The sequence below is a fragment of the Escherichia sp. WS568 genome, from assembly GCF_046486085.1.
GTDB classification, from domain to species: Bacteria; Pseudomonadota; Gammaproteobacteria; order Enterobacterales; family Enterobacteriaceae; genus Escherichia; species Escherichia coli.
The window spans coordinates 56,181-75,581 of record NZ_JBJQMC010000023.1; the positions used below are offsets into that span (position 1 = coordinate 56,181).

The window sequence follows — 19,401 nt, forward strand, 5'->3', positions numbered from 1 at the left end:
AACCGTTGCCTGATGCGCTTCGCTTATCAGGCCTACAACCGGACTAATGTATGCCGGATTAGGCATTTACGCCACATCCGGCAACCTGACATAAATTATTTTCCCGCCTCCGGGTGCGTATCAAACGCCGCCATCACCAGCGCTAACTCATCCACAGTAAAGCCATGTTTCGCATCATCTACGCCCAGACCAAACTGTTCCTGCATCACGGCATATAACGACGCCACATCTGGTAGATTTCGCTGCTCAACTGCGTGCCCATTTTCATAATGGGTAAAATGAAAATTGGTCAGTGTCAGCTTGCCGCCGTCCGGTAAATGGCGGCACATCAGCAAATGATGGCGAAAATGCGACTGCGGCCAATGCGCCGACCAGAAATTGCCCATCACATAATCGCTTTGTTGCTGCTCGCAGAGATCAAAACGGTACATCGACTGCCAGTGCTGATGATGATTAAACTGCAACACCCAATCATCACCCTCCTGCAACAACCGATACTCTCCGTGTGGCGTGGTCTGCACGAGCTCGGGAACTAACCGAATCGGCGCGGTTAGCGTCTGTCCACCGAAACCGACATCAGCAATCCATTTTTCCCCTTCCAGTTCCACCAACAACAAACGATGGGTGCGCGGCGGTAATGCTGGCGGATTTGATAACACTACGCGCCCTAACAAGCTGCGAACGTTAAACCCCAGCTCGCGTAACACACGCTCAAACACGCCATTCTGCTCAAAACAGTAACCGCCACGACGGGCTGTCACCAGTTTCTCTTCCAGCGATTGATCATCAAGCTGTATTTCCCTTGGCAGCAAAACGTCGAGGTTTTCAAATGGAATGGTGCAATTGTGTTTCAGGTGCAATGCACGCAGCGTATCAATATTGGCCGCAGCAGCTCCCGACCAGTTAATACGGGCAAAATAATGATTCAGAATGGGCGTCATCAGGCGTTTCCCTTAGTGGTTTTCTCAACTTATAACCTGGAATAGACGCTGCACCGGCTATTTTGTGCGATCGCGGACATGCATCACGTTCGCAAATCGCCAATCCCGTTAATTTCGTTACTTATAGCGTTACGAGCTACGCTTTTAAAACACCCTTCTTAGCGAGGCGATACCGTGAGCCGATTCATCCCCGTCGAATTACACCATGCCAGCCGTCTGTTAAATCATGGCCCAACTGTCATGATCACCAGTTTCGATGAGCAATCCCAGCGGCGTAACATTATGGCTGCAGCCTGGTCAATGCCGGTGGAGTTTGAACCGCCACGCGTCGCGATTGTGGTAGATAAATCGACATGGACCAGGGAGTTGATTGAACGTAACGGTAAATTTGGCATCGTTATCCCGGGCGTTGCAGCAACTAACTGGACGTGGGCGGTGGGAAGTGTGTCGGGGCGTGATGAAGATAAGTTTAATTGCTATGGTATTCCGGTTGTGAAAGGCCCGGTGCTTGGTTTGCCGCTGGTCGAGGAAAAATGTCTGGCGTGGATGGAGTGTCGCCTGCTACCTGCAACTTCCGCGCAAGAAAAATACGATTCGCTATTTGGCGAAGTGGTATCTGCAGCGGCAGACGTACGGGTATTTGTCGAAGGCCGCTGGCAGTTTGATGATGATAAGCTCAATACGTTGCATCATTTAGGCGCTGGCACGTTTGTTACCAGCGGCAAGCGTGTTACGGCAGGTTAAGCATTACATGCTGTAACCAGGTTTCTTTATCAGCGTCTCCATTTGGGGCGCAATTTCGGTGTCCCAGATAGCTTGCCATGATTCTGGTTGAATCTGCTGTAGAGCAATGCTTATCGAACTGTCTTTACTGTTCAGATGGCGAATAATAACGTCGGTAATATCTGCAGCAAGTGCTGCTTTTTGTTGTTCGTCCAGTTCACGTGGAAAACATTTAATGTCTATGTGCGGCATGATTGTGCTCCTTTTGAAAGATGTCAGTAAAATTAACACACGTTGTGAATGTTATGTGTCCGGTGATGCTTTTTTACGGCAATAATGCCTACTTGAATTTGTACAGATTTGTACTACACCCTTTTAAATAAAGCGCCAACAAAAACGTCAACTTGCAGAATATATTCTTCGCCAACATGCCATTAAGAAAACATCAAGTTCCCGGCTTGCCAATTTATTAACGCCCATTATAGTTATTCTTGCCCTCACAAAAATTTTCATCCGTAATTACCCCCAATAAAAGTCCATTCTGGAGACGCTTAAGATGCAGCTTAATCATATTGTTAAAAGTCTGCTAATAACGGGATTATTCACCACCAGTTCTTTGCCACTCCTCGCGGCGGAAGCCCCTAAAGACGCCACCGCAGCCACGCAACAAGCAAACAATTTACTCTACAACCAGTTGCCGTTTTCTGATAACACTGACTTTACTGATGCCCATAAAGGTTTTGTTGCCCCTATCCCTCAAGACGTGATTAAGGGCGAAAAAGGAAATGTTATCTGGGATCCACAACAATACGCTTTTATTAAAGAAGGTGATAAAGCCCCTGATACGGTGAATCCAAGTTTATGGCGTCAGGCGCAACTGATAAATATCAGCGGGTTATTCGAAGTAACTGAAGGTGTCTATCAGATTCGCAATCTCGATCTATCAAATATGACCATCATTGAAGGCAAAGAGGGTATTACCATCGTTGATCCCCTTGTTTCAGCAGAAACAGCCAAAGTGGGTATGGATCTCTATTACAAAAATCGCGACAAAAAACCGGTAGTAGCGGTTATCTACACACACAGTCATGTCGATCACTACGGTGGTGTTCGCGGCGTAATTGATGAAGCTGACGTTAAATCAGGCAAAGTTAAAATCTACGCGCCAGCCGGATTTTTGGAGGAAGCCGTTTCCGAAAATATTATGGCTGGCAATGTGATGAGCCGACGAGCCAGTTATATGTATGGCAACTTATTGAAACCTGATGTTAAAGGCCAGGTTGGCGCGGGACTGGGAACAACCACTTCAGCAGGAACGGTCACGTTGATTGCTCCTACTAACTACATCACCAAAACCGGACAAAAAGAAACTATTGACGGGTTGACCTATGATTTCTTGATGGCGCCAGGCTCTGAAGCGCCTTCTGAAATGCTGTGGTTTATTGAAGAAAAGAAACTGATCGAAACCGCTGAAGATGTCACGCACACCCTTCATAACACCTATTCGCTGCGTGGGGCTAAAATTCGCCAACCGCTGCCGTGGTCAAAATATATTAACGAAGCTCTCAATTTATGGGGAGATAAAGCCGAGATTATTCTCGCTCAACATCACTGGCCAACCTGGGGCAACGATAACGTGGTCAAACTGCTTAAAAGCCAGCGTGATTTGTATCGTTACATCAATGATCAAACTCTGCGTATGGCAAATCAAGGGATGACCCGTGATGAAATTGCCGCAAACTTTAAACTGCCCTCTTCACTGGCTAATACCTGGGCGAATCGCGGCTATTACGGTTCGGTAAGTCATGACGTGAAAGCAACTTACGTGCTTTATCTCGGCTGGTTTGATGGTAACCCCGCGACGCTTGATGAACTGCCGCCAGAAGAAGGCGCAAAAAAATTCGTCGAGTATATGGGCGGTGCTGATGCCATTTTACAGAAAGCCAAACAGGATTATGACCAGGGTAATTTCCGCTGGGTTGCCCAAGTTGTTAGTAAGGTGGTGTTTACCGATCCAAACAACCAGGCAGCGAGAAATCTGGAAGCTGATGCGCTTGAGCAGTTAGGCTATCAGGCTGAATCTGGGCCGTGGCGTAATTTCTATCTCACTGGCGCACAGGAATTGCGTAATGGCGTACAAAAATTACCAACACCAAATACTGCCAGCCCAGACACCGTGCGTGCGATGACGCCGGAGATGTTCTTTGATTATCTTGCCGTCCATATTAATGGTGAGAAAGCGGCAGATGCCAAAACCGTGTTGAATTTCGATTTTGGTGAAGATGGCGGCACCTATAAAGTGGAGCTTGAAAATGGTGTTCTCAATCATACCGCTGGTGTAGAGGCTTCGGATGCTGATGCCACTATCACTCTGTCTCGTGATGTATTGAACAAAATTGTACTGAAAGAAGAGACGCTGAAAGAAGCCACGGCCAAAGAAGATGTCAAAATTACTGGCAATGCGGAAAAACTCAACGAGCTGTTAGGTTATATGGATAATTTTGAATTTTGGTTCAATATAGTGACACCATAAATTTACTGCATACCGGGCAGGTATCCTGCCCTTTTTTGGTTAAAAAATGGCTGAACGAAGAAAAACGCATCACTCATGGAAAACCCGCCGCGATATGGTTATTCGCGGCATGACGATTAGTTTGCCATGGTTTGCTTTTATCAATGTCAGTTTTGCATTGATAATTTTGCTGCGCCGTGTTCTGTTTAATGACCTTACTCCACCCTGGTTAAATGAAAAAAGCCTTATACATTCTATTGATATATCTGCAACGGGTATTCTGCTGATTTGCAGTGGTTTACTACTCATCCCTCGGCAAAAAACATTACCTATCCAGGTGCTATTAGTTGCCCTGAGCCTGCTATGATCATGGTGTAGTTATCACTTTATTGCGTACTGGACGCTGCAGTTTGCTTATCCACTATGTGTATTATTAATGCTTAGTGGCGTTATCGCACTTTATTTCCATACCCCATCATTGCTCGCATTTGTCATTCCCTTATGGTTCACCACTCCAATAGCGAGTCTTATGCTTAATCAACAGATCAATATTCATTTTGCTGTTGTATGGTGTATTTTTTCACTGGCGCTATATGGTGGGCGACTCATTTTGTTACGTTGGTTTGAAGAAGCATGGGTACAAAACAGTTATAACAACCAGTTAATTAATCGCCTTGATGCATTAGCACATCGTGATCCTTTAACTGGGATAGCAAACCGACGTGCAATGAACAGTATCTTACACGACGCGATAGATAACGGCGGGTCATTTGCTCTTATTATGCTGGATGTCGATTTTTTTAAACGTTACAACGACACTTACGGGCATCCTGCTGGGGATCGTTGTCTAATACAAGTTGCCGACGCTCTACAGCGTTCAACTCGCCAGTCGGAGGATGTTGTTGTCCGTTATGGTGGCGAAGAGTTTGTCATCATACTTTTTAATGCAACATTGCCGGAAGCAGAGACGGTAGCAGCCAGAGTGAAGCAAGAACTTAAACTGGCAGCTATCCCGCATCAGGCATCTGCTGTTAATGCATTCGTTACGGTTAGTCAGGGGATTACCTGTTCTGCTCCCGCAAAAACGGCTGAACAAATTATTTCAGATGCCGACGCTGCGTTATACCGGGCGAAAGAAAGTGGGCGAAATCGATGGGAAAAATAATTAAATGATTCCATTCCTCTTTAGTATCCCTTTTAGCTTTGGTATCTGACATACAGCATCAGCAATCGCATTGATGTTCGGGGCATTATCCTGAAACCATTCGTGTCCCGGTCCCCATGTGCGCATGGTGCAGAGATAACAGTCCACCAGCGTTAGTTGCTCTCCAAACACATACGGTTCAGCGGTCAATTGTGAATTCAGCCAGATATAAAGCGATTTACGATATTCAATAACATTATTCTTTAACTGTTCGGGTGCGTCAGGAGCCCAACGCTCAGGGTAATCGGCGAAAGTGAATGTTGGATAGACATTAGCAACCAGCCAGACCAATAACTGTTGAAACTGCTGACGTTCGACGCGCCCAAGCGGTGGCGCAAGGTCCGGGCGACGATCGAGAACCATCAATGCAATCGCCGCTGTCTCCGTCATAATCTCGTCATTTTCCAGCGCCAGTGTCGGAATCTGACACAACGGGTTCAGGGTTTTCAATAACTCGCGTGAAGTTCCCTCGCGGTCAAAACCACTGACATCAACGAACTGATAAGGAATATCAGCCAGTGTTAGCATCAGCTCACTGATTGTAGAGCCCCAGCCGGGTACGCCATACACCTTAATCATATGCCCCTCACAATCTTTTAAAGATTAAGTGTAGGACAGTACACAGGTTAACCAGCAAAAGGATTTGTCATTTTTTCGTCAGTTGTATTATTCCCCTTCAGGATTGTAAGGGGATGTTTTGCATCGTTTATCGATAACGGGTAGGATGCTGCGCCGATAGTTTTATACCCATAAAGAATAATGGTGATAACTATCATCGCCAGGATGAATAAACATTGTTCATGGCAACTTATATGACTTTTTCATTAAAGCAATCAGGGAGAGCAATGAGTAAACACGACACCGACACTTCAGATCAGCACGCCGCGAAACGCCGCTGGCTTAATGCCCACGAAGAGGGGTATCACAAAGCGATGGGCAATCGCCAGGTTCAGATGATCGCCATTGGCGGCGCGATTGGCACCGGCTTGTTTTTAGGTGCAGGAGCCCGACTGCAAATGGCGGGGCCAGCACTGGCACTGGTCTATTTAATCTGCGGCCTGTTTTCATTTTTTATTCTGCGTGCATTGGGTGAGCTGGTGCTACACCGCCCTTCCAGTGGCAGTTTTGTCTCTTATGCCCGTGAGTTTTTAGGAGAGAAAGCCGCTTACGTTGCAGGCTGGATGTACTTCATCAACTGGGCGATGACAGGGATTGTCGATATCACCGCCGTCGCTCTGTATATGCATTACTGGGGTGCGTTTGGCGGCGTGCCGCAGTGGGTCTTTGCGCTCGCTGCGCTGACCATCGTTGGCACCATGAATATGATTGGTGTGAAATGGTTTGCGGAGATGGAGTTCTGGTTTGCGCTTATTAAAGTGCTCGCCATCGTGACCTTTTTGGTCGTGGGTACAGTGTTCCTCGGTAGCGGTCAGCCGCTGGATGGCAACACCACTGGCTTTCATTTAATTACCGATAATGGCGGCTTCTTCCCCCACGGTTTGCTGCCTGCGCTGGTGTTGATTCAGGGCGTAGTGTTTGCTTTTGCCTCTATTGAAATGGTGGGTACAGCGGCCGGAGAATGTAAAGATCCGCAGACCATGGTGCCTAAAGCGATTAACAGTGTGATTTGGCGTATTGGCCTGTTTTACGTCGGCTCCGTGGTGTTGCTGGTTATGCTATTGCCGTGGAGCGCGTATCAGGCGGGGCAAAGTCCGTTCGTGACGTTTTTCTCTAAACTGGGTGTGCCATATATCGGCAGCATTATGAACATTGTGGTGCTGACCGCTGCCCTCTCCAGCCTGAATTCAGGTCTGTACTGCACCGGACGCATTCTGCGCTCAATGGCGATGGGCGGTTCCGCACCGAGTTTTATGGCGAAAATGAGTCGTCAGCATGTGCCGTATGCCGGGATTCTGGCGACACTGGTTGTGTATGTCGTCGGCGTATTCCTCAACTATCTGGTGCCGTCGCGCGTATTTGAGATTGTGTTGAACTTCGCGTCGCTGGGAATCATCGCTTCATGGGCGTTTATCATCGTGTGCCAGATGCGCCTGCGTAAAGCGATTAAAGAAGGCAAAGCAGCGGATGTCAGTTTTAAACTGCCTGGCGCGCCCTTCACTTCCTGGCTGACATTACTGTTTTTACTGAGTGTTCTGGTGCTGATGGCGTTCGATTACCCGAACGGGACTTATACTATCGCGGCGCTACCGATTATCGGTATTCTGCTGGTTATAGGCTGGTTTGGTGTGCGCAAACGCGTTGCTGAAATTCACAGCACTGCGCCAGTCGTCGAGGAAGATGAAGAACAACAGGAAATTGTGTTTAAGCCTGAAACGGCGAGTTAATTGCAAAATTGCCCGGCTACGTGCCGGGCAAATTCAAATTACTGACGAAGGTGCCGGATACGGCGTGATAAAAGTCAGGCAAGTCTCTCCGTTTTCACCCTCGCCATATCTATTACAGCGCAATACGAATCACATCGTCCGGCTGGGTAGCTTCCTGCTGTTTAGTGGATTTTTGTTTCACACTGACATACAGCGTTTTGCCATCTGCAGACAGCGCCAGGCTGTTCGGATGAGTCGGCGTATCGAACGTTTTCACCACTTTATAGCTTTTCGCGTCAATCACACTGACTTTACCTGCCTGACGATGCGTCACGTAGGCTTCATTACGCGCTGGGTTAAACAGCACAGCCAGTGATTCCGGTGCCGCAACCTTCGCAAGAATATTGCCATTACGGGTATCAACCACTAACACTTCTGCCGCTTTAGAATCGGTGATAAATGCACGCTGATTGGTGGTATCAAGGCTGATGTTGATAAAGAAGTGCTCTTTGTCGTCATCCAGCAGCTTTTTACGGCTGAGGATTTTATTGTCGGCGGTGTCGATGGTAATCAATTCGCCGTCAGCGTTAGTGGTGTAAAGACGTTTGCCTTTGCTATCCAGCGCTAAACCGGTACTCATTTTACCGGTGTTCTGGATGGCGGTTTTCAGTTTGATATTCTCGCCATCAACGACCCAAATCACGCTCTCTTTACCAATACCACTGATGTAAACGGTGTTCGTGGCATCATCAGCTACCAGCTCACGCGGCTGCAACGGACGCACTTCTTCGGTACGTTTACGCTCATCAAGCACCAGACGTCCTTTCACTTCGCCCGTTTTGGCATCTATCGCCGTGACCGCGCTGTTTACAGTGTTACCAAACCACAACGTCTGAGTCGTGTTATTGATGGTGGCACCAAACGGCTTGAGATCGTTATGGATCGCCTGCGTCACTTCCAGAGTAACCGGATCAAGACGATAAACCACGCCGCCTTTATCCAGTTTGCGGCTTTGCGAAGTGGCGAGCCACAGCGCGTTTTCTTGCTGGCTATAAGCCATTTCGTAGGCACCTTTACCTACCGCTTTACGCAGCATTTCTTCTGCGGCCTGCGTACTGAATGATGAAGCAACAAGCAATGAACCTAACAGTAATGAACCACGCAGGCGCGATGAAAACAGATGACGTAAATGCATGACGACTCCCTTTGATGAACCGATATTTTTGCTGCTTCACAATGCTTCGCTAAGCGTAATCATCGTTACGCTCTTGTTATAAATGGGAATGGTAATCATTATTTTCTCAAATGTGGAGCATTTCTTGCCGTTACGACTACAATTCTCTCAATTACTTAACGTATCGTGCCGTTTCGTTTTCCATAAATTTACAATTTTATTACCATGACGGCGTTTTCCCATTCTTAACCTGGCTTTTTTCATGAAGATTTTTTCCGTCCGACAGACCGTTTTGCCCGCACTGCTTGTCCTTTCCCCCGTTGTTTTTGCCGCTGATGAACAGACCATGATTGTCAGTGCCGCGCCGCAGGTGGTTTCAGAACTGGATACGCCAGCAGCAGTAAGCGTGGTGGATGGCGAGGAGATGCGCCTGGCAACACCGCGCATTAACTTGTCTGAATCACTGACTGGCGTGCCTGGTTTGCAGGTACAAAACCGGCAGAACTATGCGCAAGATTTACAGCTGTCGATTCGCGGATTTGGCTCCCGCTCCACTTACGGAATTCGCGGTATTCGCCTGTATGTGGACGGTATTCCCGCCACCATGCCCGACGGGCAAGGGCAAACATCCAACATCGATTTAAGCAGTGTGCAAAATGTGGAAGTGCTGCGTGGCCCCTTCTCTGCTCTGTATGGCAACGCGTCTGGCGGTGTAATGAATGTCATCACCCAGACCGGACAACAGCCACCAACCATTGAAGCCAGTAGTTACTACGGCAGTTTTGGCAGCTGGCGCTATGGGCTGAAAGCAACAGGCGCAACGGGCGACGGCACACAGCCTGGCGATGTCGATTACACCGTCTCAACCACGCGTTTTACGACCCACGGCTATCGTGACCATAGTGGCGCACAGAAAAATTTAGCCAATGCCAAACTGGGCGTTCGCATTGATGAAGCCAGCAAATTAAGCCTGATTTTCAATAGTGTGGATATCAAAGCAGATGACCCAGGTGGGCTAACCGAAGCAGAATGGAAGGCGAATCCGCAACAAGCGCCACGCGCTGAACAGTACGACACGCGAAAAACCATCAAGCAAACTCAGGCTGGGTTGCGCTATGAACGTAGCCTGAGCGCGCAAGATGATATGAGTGTAATGATGTATGCCGGAGAGCGAGAAACGACCCAGTACCAGTCAATCCCGATGGCCCCTCAACTTAATCCGTCGCATGCGGGCGGCGTGATTACTCTGCAACGCCATTATCAGGGGATAGACAGCCGCTGGACACACCATGGCGAGCTGGGTGTTCCGGTCACGTTCACTACTGGCCTGAACTACGAAAACATGAGTGAAAACCGCAAGGGCTACAATAACTTCCGCCTGAATAGCGGCGTGCCGGAATACGGGCAAAAAGGTGAGTTACGTCGCGACGAACGCAATCTGATGTGGAATGTCGATCCCTATTTACAGACACAGTGGCAGCTGAGCGAAAAACTGTCGCTGGATGCTGGCGTGCGCTACAGCTCCGTATGGTTTGATTCCAACGACCATTACGTTACTCCGGGTAACGGCGATGACAGCGGTGATGCCAGTTATCACAAATGGCTACCTGCCGGTTCGTTAAAATATGCAATGAACGATGCCTGGAATATCTATCTGGCAGCCGGGCGTGGTTTTGAAACGCCGACGATTAATGAACTGTCTTATCGCGCTGATGGGCAAAGCGGTATGAACTTTGGTTTAAAACCATCTACCAACGATACAATTGAGATCGGCAGTAAAACGCGTATTGGTGATGGGCTGCTGAGTCTCGCATTGTTCCAGACCGACACCGATGATGAAATTGTTGTCGATAGCAGTAGCGGTGGGCGTACCACATATAAAAATGCCGGAAAGACCCGTCGTCAAGGCGCTGAACTGGCATGGGATCAACGTTTCGCGGGAGATTTTCGCGTAAAAGCGTCCTGGACCTGGCTTGATGCGACCTATCGCAGCAATGTGTGCAATGAACAGGATTGTAACGGTAACCGGATGCCAGGGATCGCCCGTAATATGGGCTTTGCATCGATAGGTTATGTACCGGAAGAAGGCTGGTATGCAGGCACGGAAGCGCGATATATGGGCGATATTATGGCAGATGATGAAAATACGGCCAAAGCGCCGTCTTATACTCTCGTCGGCTTATTCACCGGGTATAAATACAATTACCACAATTTGACTGTGGATTTATTTGGTCGTGTCGATAATTTATTCGATAAAGGATACGTTGGTTCTGTCATTGTCAATGAGTCAAACGGTCGATATTACGAACCTGCGCCCGGGCGAAATTATGGTGTCGGCATGAATATTGCGTGGCGATTTGAGTAATTACCTTGATGCCCGGTATTTGCCGGGCATTTACTTTAACGATTGTATTGCTGATATAAAATAGCAATATTTTGTTGCATAATTTCAGCAAGACAATGTCTGCATCCCTCTTTGTCTTTTGCTTTTAACGCGGCGAGTAATAGATGATAGTTTTCTATACGCTCCCGTAATTCCGCTGGATTAATCGTTTCATAGAGATAATGTAAACCAGGTCCCATCCTGACCCACAGTTGCTCAATCATTTCACACAGGATGGGCATATTTGAGCGATGATAAATCGCTAAGCGAAATAGTCTGTTCGCATTAATGATTTGTTCCATGTCGCCCTTTTCTTGCGCCTGCTGTAATTTCTCGAGTAAATCATGGAATTCCGCCAGGTCTTGCGGGGTGAGGTTTTCAACAGCCAGAGCAACTGCCATTAATTCCAGTTCGTAGCGGATCCGATTGATTTCGTCTAATTGACATTTCCCCACTTCCGGAACTGTAAATGCTTGCGCTGGTGCGACAGAAAGCGCATTCACCGAAACCAGACGTAATAATGCTTCACGCACGGGTGTAATACTCATACCTAATTGCTCCGCCAGATTTTTAGTAATCAGGCGTGCGCCAGGTTTTAGTGCGCCAATACTAAGCTGATGTTTCAGGTCGTTCTCAACCTGCATAGTTAAACTGATATGCGGTATTTTTTCCGTTCCAGGCATGTTATTTCCTTCAGGTGTTTTCGTTCCAACTCTGCCAGCACAGCAGAAGTCGTTTACCTGGCGTATGAAGCTGAATAATCATTATCCACTCACCTTTATTGTTATTAGCTACAGAACAGAGAAGTGGTAAGTTAATTAAAGCTGGAAAAAAGATTTTTGCCTGGATTTTTATGGCGGCTTTATGCCGCCGTCGTATCTTTAATCATCATCCGCGACGCGAATAACAACTTTACCGAAGTTTTTGCCGTTCAGCAGGCCAATAAACGTCTGTGGGGCGTTCTCCAAACCGTTGGTAATTTGTTCACGATAGTGAATTTTCCCCTCTTTCACCCATTGTCCCATCTCCTGCTGAAACTCATGGATACGGTGACCATAATCCTGACCAATAATAAACCCTTGTAATCGAATGCGTTTTTTCAGCACCGTAGCCATCAACAGGGGTAAACGATCCGGACCGGGTGGTAGCTCTGTAGCGTTATAGCTGCTCACTAAGCCGCAGACGGGAATGCGCGCAGATGTATTGAGTAACGGTAGCACCGCATCAAATACCTTACCACCAACGTTTTCATAATAGATATCAATACCTTTTGGGCACGCTTTCGCCAGTTGTTCGGCAAAATCATCCGCGTGATGGTCAAGGCAAACATCAAAACCCAGCACTTCGGTGGCATGGCGGCATTTTTCCGCGCCACCGGCAACCCCCACCACCCTGCAACCTTTAAGTTTGCCGATTTGCCCCACCGTCGCCCCCACTGGTCCTGTCGCCGCAGCTACCACCAGCGTTTCGCCCTCTTTAGGCTGACCGATATCCAGCAGCCCCATATAAGCGGTAAAGCCTGGCATCCCCAGCACACCCAGCGACCACGATGGATTTTGCGGATGATCGCCAAGTTTCACCAGATCATCACCACTGGATATGTCATAGTCCTGCCATCCACTGTAGCCCAGCACCCAGTCGCCAGGCTGATAATCAGGATGATTCGACTCCACGACACGGCTCACCGTACCGCCGACCATCACGCCGCCAATATCAACCGGCGGTGAATAAGATGGCTCATCGCTCATACGTCCACGCATATACGGGTCCAGTGACAAATAAACTGTGCGCAGTAACACCTGACCTTCACCCGGTGTGGCGACATCATCTTCTTCAAGACGGAAATTCTCCGGAACCGGCGCGCCATGCGGACGCGAGGCCAGAACCCAACGGCGGTTACGCTGCTTTTGTTGCCCCATAGTGCTCTCCTGTGCTTTTGGCATGAATCCATCAATAGTAGCAGGCTCACGGGATTGGTTTTGTTTGCAGCCGTCACATCCCCTCTGCAACACGCAATAATTTCATCGAGGAATCCGTTGCTTCGGGCTGTTTTCGATAGTATTGATAACATCATCATCATTATTTTATCGAGGCCAGACATGTCCATCCGTTTTGCCCGCAAAGCCGACTGTGCTGCCATTGCGGAAATTTATAACCACGCCGTGTTGTATACGGCGGCTATCTGGAATGACCAAACGGTGGATGCAGATAATCGCATTGCCTGGTTTGAAGCGCGGACTTTAGCTGGTTATCCGGTGCTGGTGAGTGAACAAGATGGCGTAGTGACGGGATATGCCTCGTTTGGCGACTGGCGTAGTTTCGATGGTTTTCGCCATACCGTGGAACATTCGATTTATGTCCATCCCGATCATCAGGGCAAAGGTCTTGGGCGTAAATTGTTAAGCCGATTGATTGATGAAGCGAGGGATTGCGGGAAGCATGTCATGGTCGCCGGGATCGAATCGCAAAATCAGGCGTCTTTGCATCTGCACCAGTCGCTGGGATTTGTCGTCACCGCGCAAATGCCGCAGGTGGGCACTAAATTTGGGCGCTGGCTGGATCTGACATTTATGCAGTTGCAACTCGACGAACGCAGTGAACCGGACGCGATTGGATGAATCAGTCGCTCACCCTTGCCTTTTTGATTGCCGCCGGAATTGGTCTGGTGGTGCAAAACACGCTGATGGTGCGCATCACCCAGACCTCCTCTACCATTCTCATCGCCATGTTGCTGAACTCACTGGTGGGGATTGTGCTCTTTGTTTCTATTTTATGGTTTAAACAAGGTATGGCGGGGTTTGGCGAACTGGTGTCCAGCGTGCGCTGGTGGACACTTATACCTGGCTTGCTGGGATCGTTTTTTGTCTTCGCCAGTATCAGCGGATATCAGAATGTGGGAGCGGCGACAACTATTGCAGTACTGGTCGCCAGCCAGCTGATTGGCGGTCTGGTTCTGGATATCTTCCGCAGTCATGGCGTACCACTACGGGCGTTGTTCGGCCCAATTTGTGGCGCAATTTTACTTGTGGTTGGCGCCTGGTTGGTAGCCAGACGCTCATTTTAATCACAGGATGGTGCCGCCTTTGGTTAACTGTTCATGGCGCGCTTCCATATCTTCTTTATGCTTGCGACCGTGATGGGCGATCGCTGTGCGCAAACGCTGCTGCTGGGTGTAGCGATCTTCCCGACTTAACTCCGCGTCATCGCTCAGGGCGATTAATAATTCGTTCATATGGGCAATGACGCTCTCTTCAATCGCGGCATCCACGCGCGCGATGACTTCATCCAGATGCGACATACTTTCTCCTTAGCCACTTGTGAAATTTATCGATTCATCCAAATGATATAAGTCTGCGTGGTGCCGTCAAGCCAGTGAGTAAGATTTAAAACAGTGAAAACAACAGCGCCACCGGGAAACTCATCGGCCATGTTGCCCCCACCAGAAAGGCGCTTAAGAAACGGATGCGTTTCTTATCGTGAGAAAGAAACCAGGTGATAAGAAATGCGATTGCTGCCATAACCGCATAAAAAACAAGCATGTGTTGATAGAGAGACATGTACGGGCGTCCAGCCAGATGAATAAAACGCGCGCAAATATGCGTCATTTTTTGACGTGCATCAAGTTTTTTCACCCGTTTGAGAAAAAATCATCTAACAGCAACTTGCCCTTATCCATCTTCAGAATGAGTATTATTGCGGATTTTCTGAACCCGTACTATACACATAGGGGCAATGATAAAAGGTGGCAAAAATGAATGTTTCCAGTAGAACTGTAGTACTGATAAATGTCTTTGCTGCTGTTGGTTTATTTACTCTTATCTCTATGAGATTTGGCTGGTTTATTTGATGTAGTGATTTTGCACGCAGCACGTACTGTCAGAGAAATCAGTGCTCTGACAGTACGCAAGATCATCTCATACTATTACGATCTGCAATATTATCCTTAATGTTTAACCATGACGTGGCGGACGACGGTGTAATCCTCCAGCCCATAAAGTGACATATCCTTGCCGTAACCAGAAAGTTTCTGCCCACCGTGCGGCATTTCACTTACCAGCATGAAATGGGTATTGACCCAGGTACAACCATATTGCAGCCGCGCGCTGACGCGATGCGCCCTGCCCACATCTTTCGTCCATACCGAGGATGCAAGTCCGTACTGGCTGTCATTTGCCCAGTTCACCACCTGTTCTTCGTTGTCGAAGAGCGTAACACTCACTACCGGACCAAATACCTCTTTTTGCACGATGGCATCGTCCTGTAATGCGCCAGCCAGCAGCGTCGGCGCATAGTAATAGCCATTACCCTTGCGCTTTTCACCGCCAGTGATCACTTTGATGTGCCCTGTCGCTTTCGCCTCTTCTACCGCCTTGCTGACGCGTTCGAGATGCGCCAGCGAGCTTAAAGGTCCAAGCTCCGTAGAGTCGTCATCCGGTGCACCAGATTTTAACGTTGCCACCGCAGCACCGAGTTTTTCCACCAGCGTATCGTAAATGCCTTTTTGCGCGTAGATCCGACAAGCCGCAGTACAATCCTGTCCAGCATTGTAATAGCCAAAAGTACGTACACCTTCGACCACTGCTTCAATATCCGCATCATCAAAAACAATCACTGGCGCTTTACCACCAAGTTCCATATGAGTACGCTTAATGGACGGCGCGGTATGGCTGATGATGTGCTCGCCGGTGGCGATAGAGCCCGTCAACGACACCATCCGCACTTTGGGATGTCCGGTCAGCGGATCGCCCACCGTTTTGCCTCTGCCAAACAGTACGTTAATCACGCCTGCCGGGAAGATATCTTTCGCCAGCTCAGCCAACTTCAACGCGGTCAGCGGGGTAATTTCTGATGGTTTAAGCACTACGCAGTTCCCTGCCGCCAGCGCCGGAGCCAGTTTCCACGCTGCCATCATCAGCGGATAATTCCACGGTGCGATAGAAGCCACAACCCCCAACGGATCGCGACGGATCATCGAAGTATGACCTTCAAGATATTCACCTGCCGCCAGACCATTCAGACAGCGCGCCGCACCCGCGAAAAAGCGAAAAACATCGACAATCGCCGGAATTTCATCATTGAACGCACTATGCAGCGGTTTGCCACAATTACGGGATTCCAGTTCGGCAAAAACCTGACCATTTTCTTCGATAACATCCGCCAGTTTCAGCAGGCATTCCGCACGCGCTTTTGGCGTGGTTTGCCCCCATTCGGCAAATGCTGCATCTGCCGCGCGAACAGCAGCATCCACCTGTTCTGCGGATGCCTCGGCAATCTCCAGTAAAACGTCCCCCGTTGCCGGATTATAGACAGGCTGTTTTTCCCCTTCGCCGCTAACCAGTTCTCCGTTAATCAGTAACTTATGTTGCATAGCATATTCCTGTATCAGTGGTTATTGACCATTGTCGCCTTCGCGGGTTAGCCACCAGGCCCCCAGGATCGGCAAGGTTGTTACCAACATAACCAGCAGTGCCACCACGTTGGTTACCGGTACATCACGCGGTCGCCCAAGCTGATTGAGCAACCACAACGGTAACGTTCGTTCATGACCTGCCGTAAAGGTCGTCACGATGATTTCATCGAACGACAAGGCAAATGCCAGCATTCCTCCTGCCAGTAGCGCCGAACTGAGATTCGGCAACACTACGTAGCGGAAGGTTTGCCACCCATTAGCCCCAAGATCCATTGACGCCTCAACCAGACTCCACGAGGTGCGGCGAAAACGGGCGATGACATTGTTAAACACCACCACTACGCAAAAAGTCGCATGACCGACCACGATGGTGAAAAATCCCGGATCCAGATTGATGGTTTTAAAAGCGGTTAATAGCGCCAGACCAGTGACAATGCCCGGCAGCGCAATGGGCAGCAGCAGTAACAACGAAATGGCGTTTTTACCGAAAAAGTCTCGTCGCCATAGTGCGGCAGCAGCCAGCGTCCCTAACACCAGCGCGATTAATGTCGCCAGCGTCGCCACCTTAAGTGACAGTGTCACGGCATCAAGAATGTCACTACGCTGTGCTGCCACGCTAAACCAGCGCAACGTCAGGCCTTGCGGTGGAAAACTAAACGCCGCATCTTCAGTGTTAAACGCATAAGCGGCGATAATCAGGATGGGAAAATGTAGGAAAACCACGCCGCCCCAGGCCGCCAGTTTAAGGAAAAACGGTGCGCGTTCAGAGTGCATCGAACGCTCCCAGACGTTTCACGAACGCCAGGTACAGTGCGATGAGAACAATCGGCACCAGGGTGAATGCCGCCGCCATCGGCATATTGCCAATCGCCCCCTGCTGGGAATAAACCATATTGCCGATAAAATATCCTGGCGGGCCAACCAGCTGCGGGACGATAAAATCGCCCAGTGTGAGTGAGAAGGTAAAGATAGAGCCAGCGGCAATACCCGGGATCGCCAGCGGCAGCACCACATAGCGAAAGGTTTGTCGTGGACGTGCGCCGAGATCAGCTGACGCCTGCAACAATGACGGCGGCAAACGCTCAAGCGCCGCCTGCACCGGGAGGATCATGAACGGCAGCCAGATATAGAGAAACACCAGAAAGCGCCCCAGCCCGGAAGTTGACAGCGTATTGCCGCCCACCGCAGGTAATGTAAGGAACGCAGTCAGCAGTGGTTCCAGCCCAAGATGTTGTAAAAACCACTGAGCCACGCCATCTTTTGCCAGCAATAACGTCCAGGCATAGGCTTTAACAATGTAGCTCGCCCACATCGGCAACATTACCGCAATATAAAAAAACGCTTTCATTTTCCCGCTGGTATAGCGCGCCATATACCACGCCATTGGAAAAGCCAGAATGGCGCTGGCGATAGTGACTGCCACAGCCATAGTCAGCGTGCGGAGAATGATGTCGTAATTCGCCGGATTAAACAGCGCACGGATATTCGCCAGCGTCAGTTCCGGCGTTACCGACATGGTGAAATCGTCAAAGGTATAAAAGCCCTGCCATAACAGCGTCAGCAGCGAGCCGAAATAGACAATGCCAAACCACATTAGCGGGCCAAGCAGCAGTAAAAACAGCCCCAGCCCCGGATTACGCCAGAAGAAACAGGACACCTTACCCAGACCTGGACGTGAAGGTGATTGCAATACATTCATCGCCATTCACCTCTCCTCAACCAGCGGCACCATCACATCACGCGACCAGGAAACCATCACCTGTTGTCCGGGCGTGAGCGTGGCAGGCAGTTCTTCGCCTGTCATATTGGCCTGACTCACAAGCAGTTTTTCACCGCCGTTCAATTTCAGTTCAAAACGAGTTGCCGCGCCCTGATATTGCACCGCCTGGATCGTGCCATTGGCCTGCAGTTCACCAGGGGTGTTGAGGCGGATATGTTCCGGTCGCAGGGCGAAGCTTCCCGTCATGCCACAAAGTTTCTCTGCCATCAGTCCATCAAAAACATTCGATGTACCAACGAACCCGGCAACAAACGGCGTGCGCGGGCGCATATAGAGATCGCGCGGGGAATCGACCTGCTCAATGCGTCCATTATTGAAAACCGCCACACGATCGGACATCGATAACGCTTCGCCCTGATCGTGGGTAACGAAGATAAAAGTGATACCGAGAGACTGTTGCAGTTTTTTCAGTTCCAGCTGCATCTGCTCACGCAATTTGAGATCCAGTGCGCCGAGCGGTTCATCCAACAGCAATACGCGCGGTTCATTCACCAGTGCTCTGGCGATAGCAACCCGCTGGCGCTGACCACCAGAAAGTTGTGACGGTTTACGTTGCTGAACAAAACCCAGCGCCACTTTCTCCAGCGCCTCTTGCGCCATCGCATGCCGCTGTTTTTTATCCACGCCTTTGACCATCAGCCCGTAGGCGACGTTGTCAAGAATCGACATATGCGGAAATAGCGCGTAGTCCTGGAAGACAGTATTCACGTCCCGCTCCCACGGTGGCAGATTGCTGGCGGGTTTACCAAAGATAGAGATAGCCCCGCCGGAAAGTTGTTCGAATCCAGCAATCAGGCGCAGGCAGGTGGTTTTGCCGGAACCGGACGGCCCCAGCATAGAGAAGAACTCACCATCTTTTATCGCAATACTGACGCCATCTACTGCGCGCACGTCACCGTACAACCGTGAGACGTTGTCAAACTCCACTGCGTACGTCATAAAACACCCCA

At 49.3% G+C, this 19,401-nt stretch carries 19 protein-coding genes and 1 pseudogene; 8 read left to right on the forward strand and 12 right to left on the reverse strand.

Going from position 1 to position 19,401, the window contains the following annotated elements:
* Nucleotides 1-95: 95 nt before the first annotated feature.
* The gene (gene nhoA / locus ACJHWR_RS20730; RefSeq protein WP_000187886.1) at nt 96-941 is read right to left on the reverse strand and encodes an N-hydroxyarylamine O-acetyltransferase; all 846 of its coding nucleotides are present in this window, start codon (nt 939-941) and stop codon (nt 96-98) included.
* Between the two features lie 174 nt (nt 942-1,115).
* Here nhoA and ACJHWR_RS20735 point away from each other — a divergent pair, with 174 nt between their 5' ends.
* On the forward strand, nt 1,116-1,685 hold the full coding sequence (locus tag ACJHWR_RS20735; RefSeq protein WP_000085934.1) for a flavin reductase family protein: 570 nt from the start codon (nt 1,116-1,118) through the stop codon (nt 1,683-1,685).
* Between the two features lie 3 nt (nt 1,686-1,688).
* Here ACJHWR_RS20735 and pptA read toward each other — a convergent pair whose 3' ends face one another.
* Nucleotides 1,689-1,916, reverse strand: a complete 228-nt coding sequence (gene pptA, locus ACJHWR_RS20740; RefSeq protein ID WP_001120146.1) for a tautomerase PptA — start codon at nt 1,914-1,916, stop codon at nt 1,689-1,691.
* 304 nt (nt 1,917-2,220) lie between these two features.
* Between pptA and ACJHWR_RS20745 the strand changes: the two genes are divergently transcribed.
* Both ACJHWR_RS20745 and ACJHWR_RS20750 read left to right on the forward strand, forming a co-directional pair.
* A complete protein-coding gene (locus ACJHWR_RS20745) occupies nt 2,221-4,197 on the forward strand; it encodes an alkyl/aryl-sulfatase (RefSeq protein WP_001176575.1) in 1,977 nt (658 codons plus the stop codon).
* A 94-nt stretch (nt 4,198-4,291) separates the two neighbouring features.
* Nucleotides 4,292-5,341 (forward strand): annotated as a pseudogene (locus ACJHWR_RS20750) (membrane-associated sensor domain-containing protein).
* On the opposite strand, the gene ACJHWR_RS20755 reads toward ACJHWR_RS20750, so the two are convergent.
* Nucleotides 5,342-5,959, reverse strand: coding sequence for a glutathione S-transferase family protein (locus ACJHWR_RS20755; protein WP_000598887.1), 618 nt, complete (start codon nt 5,957-5,959; stop codon nt 5,342-5,344).
* A 266-nt stretch (nt 5,960-6,225) separates the two neighbouring features.
* Between ACJHWR_RS20755 and ansP the strand changes: the two genes are divergently transcribed.
* Nucleotides 6,226-7,725, forward strand: a complete 1,500-nt coding sequence (gene ansP / locus ACJHWR_RS20760) for an L-asparagine permease (protein ID WP_001309490.1) — start codon at nt 6,226-6,228, stop codon at nt 7,723-7,725.
* Nucleotides 7,726-7,837: 112 nt separating this feature from the next.
* Here ansP and ACJHWR_RS20765 read toward each other — a convergent pair whose 3' ends face one another.
* On the reverse strand, nt 7,838-8,899 hold the full coding sequence (locus ACJHWR_RS20765; RefSeq protein WP_000550683.1) for a YncE family protein: 1,062 nt from the start codon (nt 8,897-8,899) through the stop codon (nt 7,838-7,840).
* A 241-nt stretch (nt 8,900-9,140) separates the two neighbouring features.
* On the opposite strand from ACJHWR_RS20765, the gene pqqU reads away from it, so the two are divergent.
* Nucleotides 9,141-11,243 (forward strand): TonB-dependent receptor PqqU, encoded by a 2,103-nt coding sequence (gene pqqU, locus ACJHWR_RS20770; RefSeq protein WP_000689325.1) that lies wholly within the window; start codon nt 9,141-9,143, stop codon nt 11,241-11,243.
* A gap of 35 nt (nt 11,244-11,278) precedes the next feature.
* Here pqqU and mcbR read toward each other — a convergent pair whose 3' ends face one another.
* Together mcbR and curA are read right to left on the reverse strand one after the other, a co-directional pair.
* Nucleotides 11,279-11,944 (reverse strand): colanic acid/biofilm transcriptional regulator McbR, encoded by a 666-nt coding sequence (gene mcbR / locus ACJHWR_RS20775; RefSeq protein WP_001119573.1) that lies wholly within the window; start codon nt 11,942-11,944, stop codon nt 11,279-11,281.
* A 198-nt stretch (nt 11,945-12,142) separates the two neighbouring features.
* Nucleotides 12,143-13,180: an NADPH-dependent curcumin/dihydrocurcumin reductase gene (gene curA, locus ACJHWR_RS20780; RefSeq protein WP_012311868.1), complete on the reverse strand. Its 1,038-nt coding sequence runs from the start codon at nt 13,178-13,180 to the stop codon at nt 12,143-12,145.
* Between the two features lie 180 nt (nt 13,181-13,360).
* On the opposite strand from curA, the gene ACJHWR_RS20785 reads away from it, so the two are divergent.
* Entirely contained in the window at nt 13,361-13,879 is a 519-nt protein-coding gene (locus ACJHWR_RS20785) for a GNAT family N-acetyltransferase (protein ID WP_012311640.1), read from the forward strand.
* Nucleotides 13,876-14,325 carry a DMT family transporter gene (locus tag ACJHWR_RS20790; protein WP_001076539.1) on the forward strand — a complete coding sequence of 150 codons (450 nt, stop codon included), beginning with the start codon at nt 13,876-13,878 and terminating at the stop codon, nt 14,323-14,325. The genes ACJHWR_RS20785 and ACJHWR_RS20790 overlap by 4 nt, the downstream gene beginning before the upstream one ends.
* On the opposite strand, the gene ydcY is transcribed toward ACJHWR_RS20790, so the two are convergent.
* Nucleotides 14,326-14,559, reverse strand: a complete 234-nt coding sequence (ydcY, locus tag ACJHWR_RS20795; protein ID WP_000018633.1) for a DUF2526 family protein YdcY — start codon at nt 14,557-14,559, stop codon at nt 14,326-14,328.
* A gap of 85 nt (nt 14,560-14,644) precedes the next feature.
* Nucleotides 14,645-14,818 carry an orphan toxin OrtT gene (gene ortT / locus ACJHWR_RS20800; RefSeq protein WP_000061178.1) on the reverse strand — a complete coding sequence of 58 codons (174 nt, stop codon included), beginning with the start codon at nt 14,816-14,818 and terminating at the stop codon, nt 14,645-14,647.
* A 194-nt stretch (nt 14,819-15,012) separates the two neighbouring features.
* Between ortT and yncL the strand changes: the two genes are divergently transcribed.
* The gene (yncL, locus tag ACJHWR_RS20805; protein ID WP_001303494.1) at nt 15,013-15,108 is read left to right on the forward strand and encodes a stress response membrane protein YncL; all 96 of its coding nucleotides are present in this window, start codon (nt 15,013-15,015) and stop codon (nt 15,106-15,108) included.
* Nucleotides 15,109-15,204: 96 nt separating this feature from the next.
* Here the strand turns inward: yncL and patD are convergent, their stop codons facing one another.
* From patD to ACJHWR_RS20825, 4 genes are read right to left on the reverse strand one after another with little or no spacing between them, the layout of a single operon-like run.
* Nucleotides 15,205-16,629 carry an aminobutyraldehyde dehydrogenase gene (gene patD, locus ACJHWR_RS20810; protein WP_001163861.1) on the reverse strand — a complete coding sequence of 475 codons (1,425 nt, stop codon included), beginning with the start codon at nt 16,627-16,629 and terminating at the stop codon, nt 15,205-15,207.
* A 21-nt stretch (nt 16,630-16,650) separates the two neighbouring features.
* On the reverse strand, nt 16,651-17,445 hold the full coding sequence (locus tag ACJHWR_RS20815; RefSeq protein ID WP_000555474.1) for an ABC transporter permease: 795 nt from the start codon (nt 17,443-17,445) through the stop codon (nt 16,651-16,653).
* Nucleotides 17,435-18,376, reverse strand: coding sequence for an ABC transporter permease (locus tag ACJHWR_RS20820; protein ID WP_001251303.1), 942 nt, complete (start codon nt 18,374-18,376; stop codon nt 17,435-17,437). Before ACJHWR_RS20820 ends, ACJHWR_RS20815 begins: the two co-directional genes overlap by 11 nt.
* Complete coding sequence (locus tag ACJHWR_RS20825) at nt 18,377-19,390, reverse strand: ABC transporter ATP-binding protein (protein WP_000220391.1); 1,014 nt, start codon at nt 19,388-19,390, stop codon at nt 18,377-18,379.
* Nucleotides 19,391-19,401: the final 11 nt, after the last annotated feature.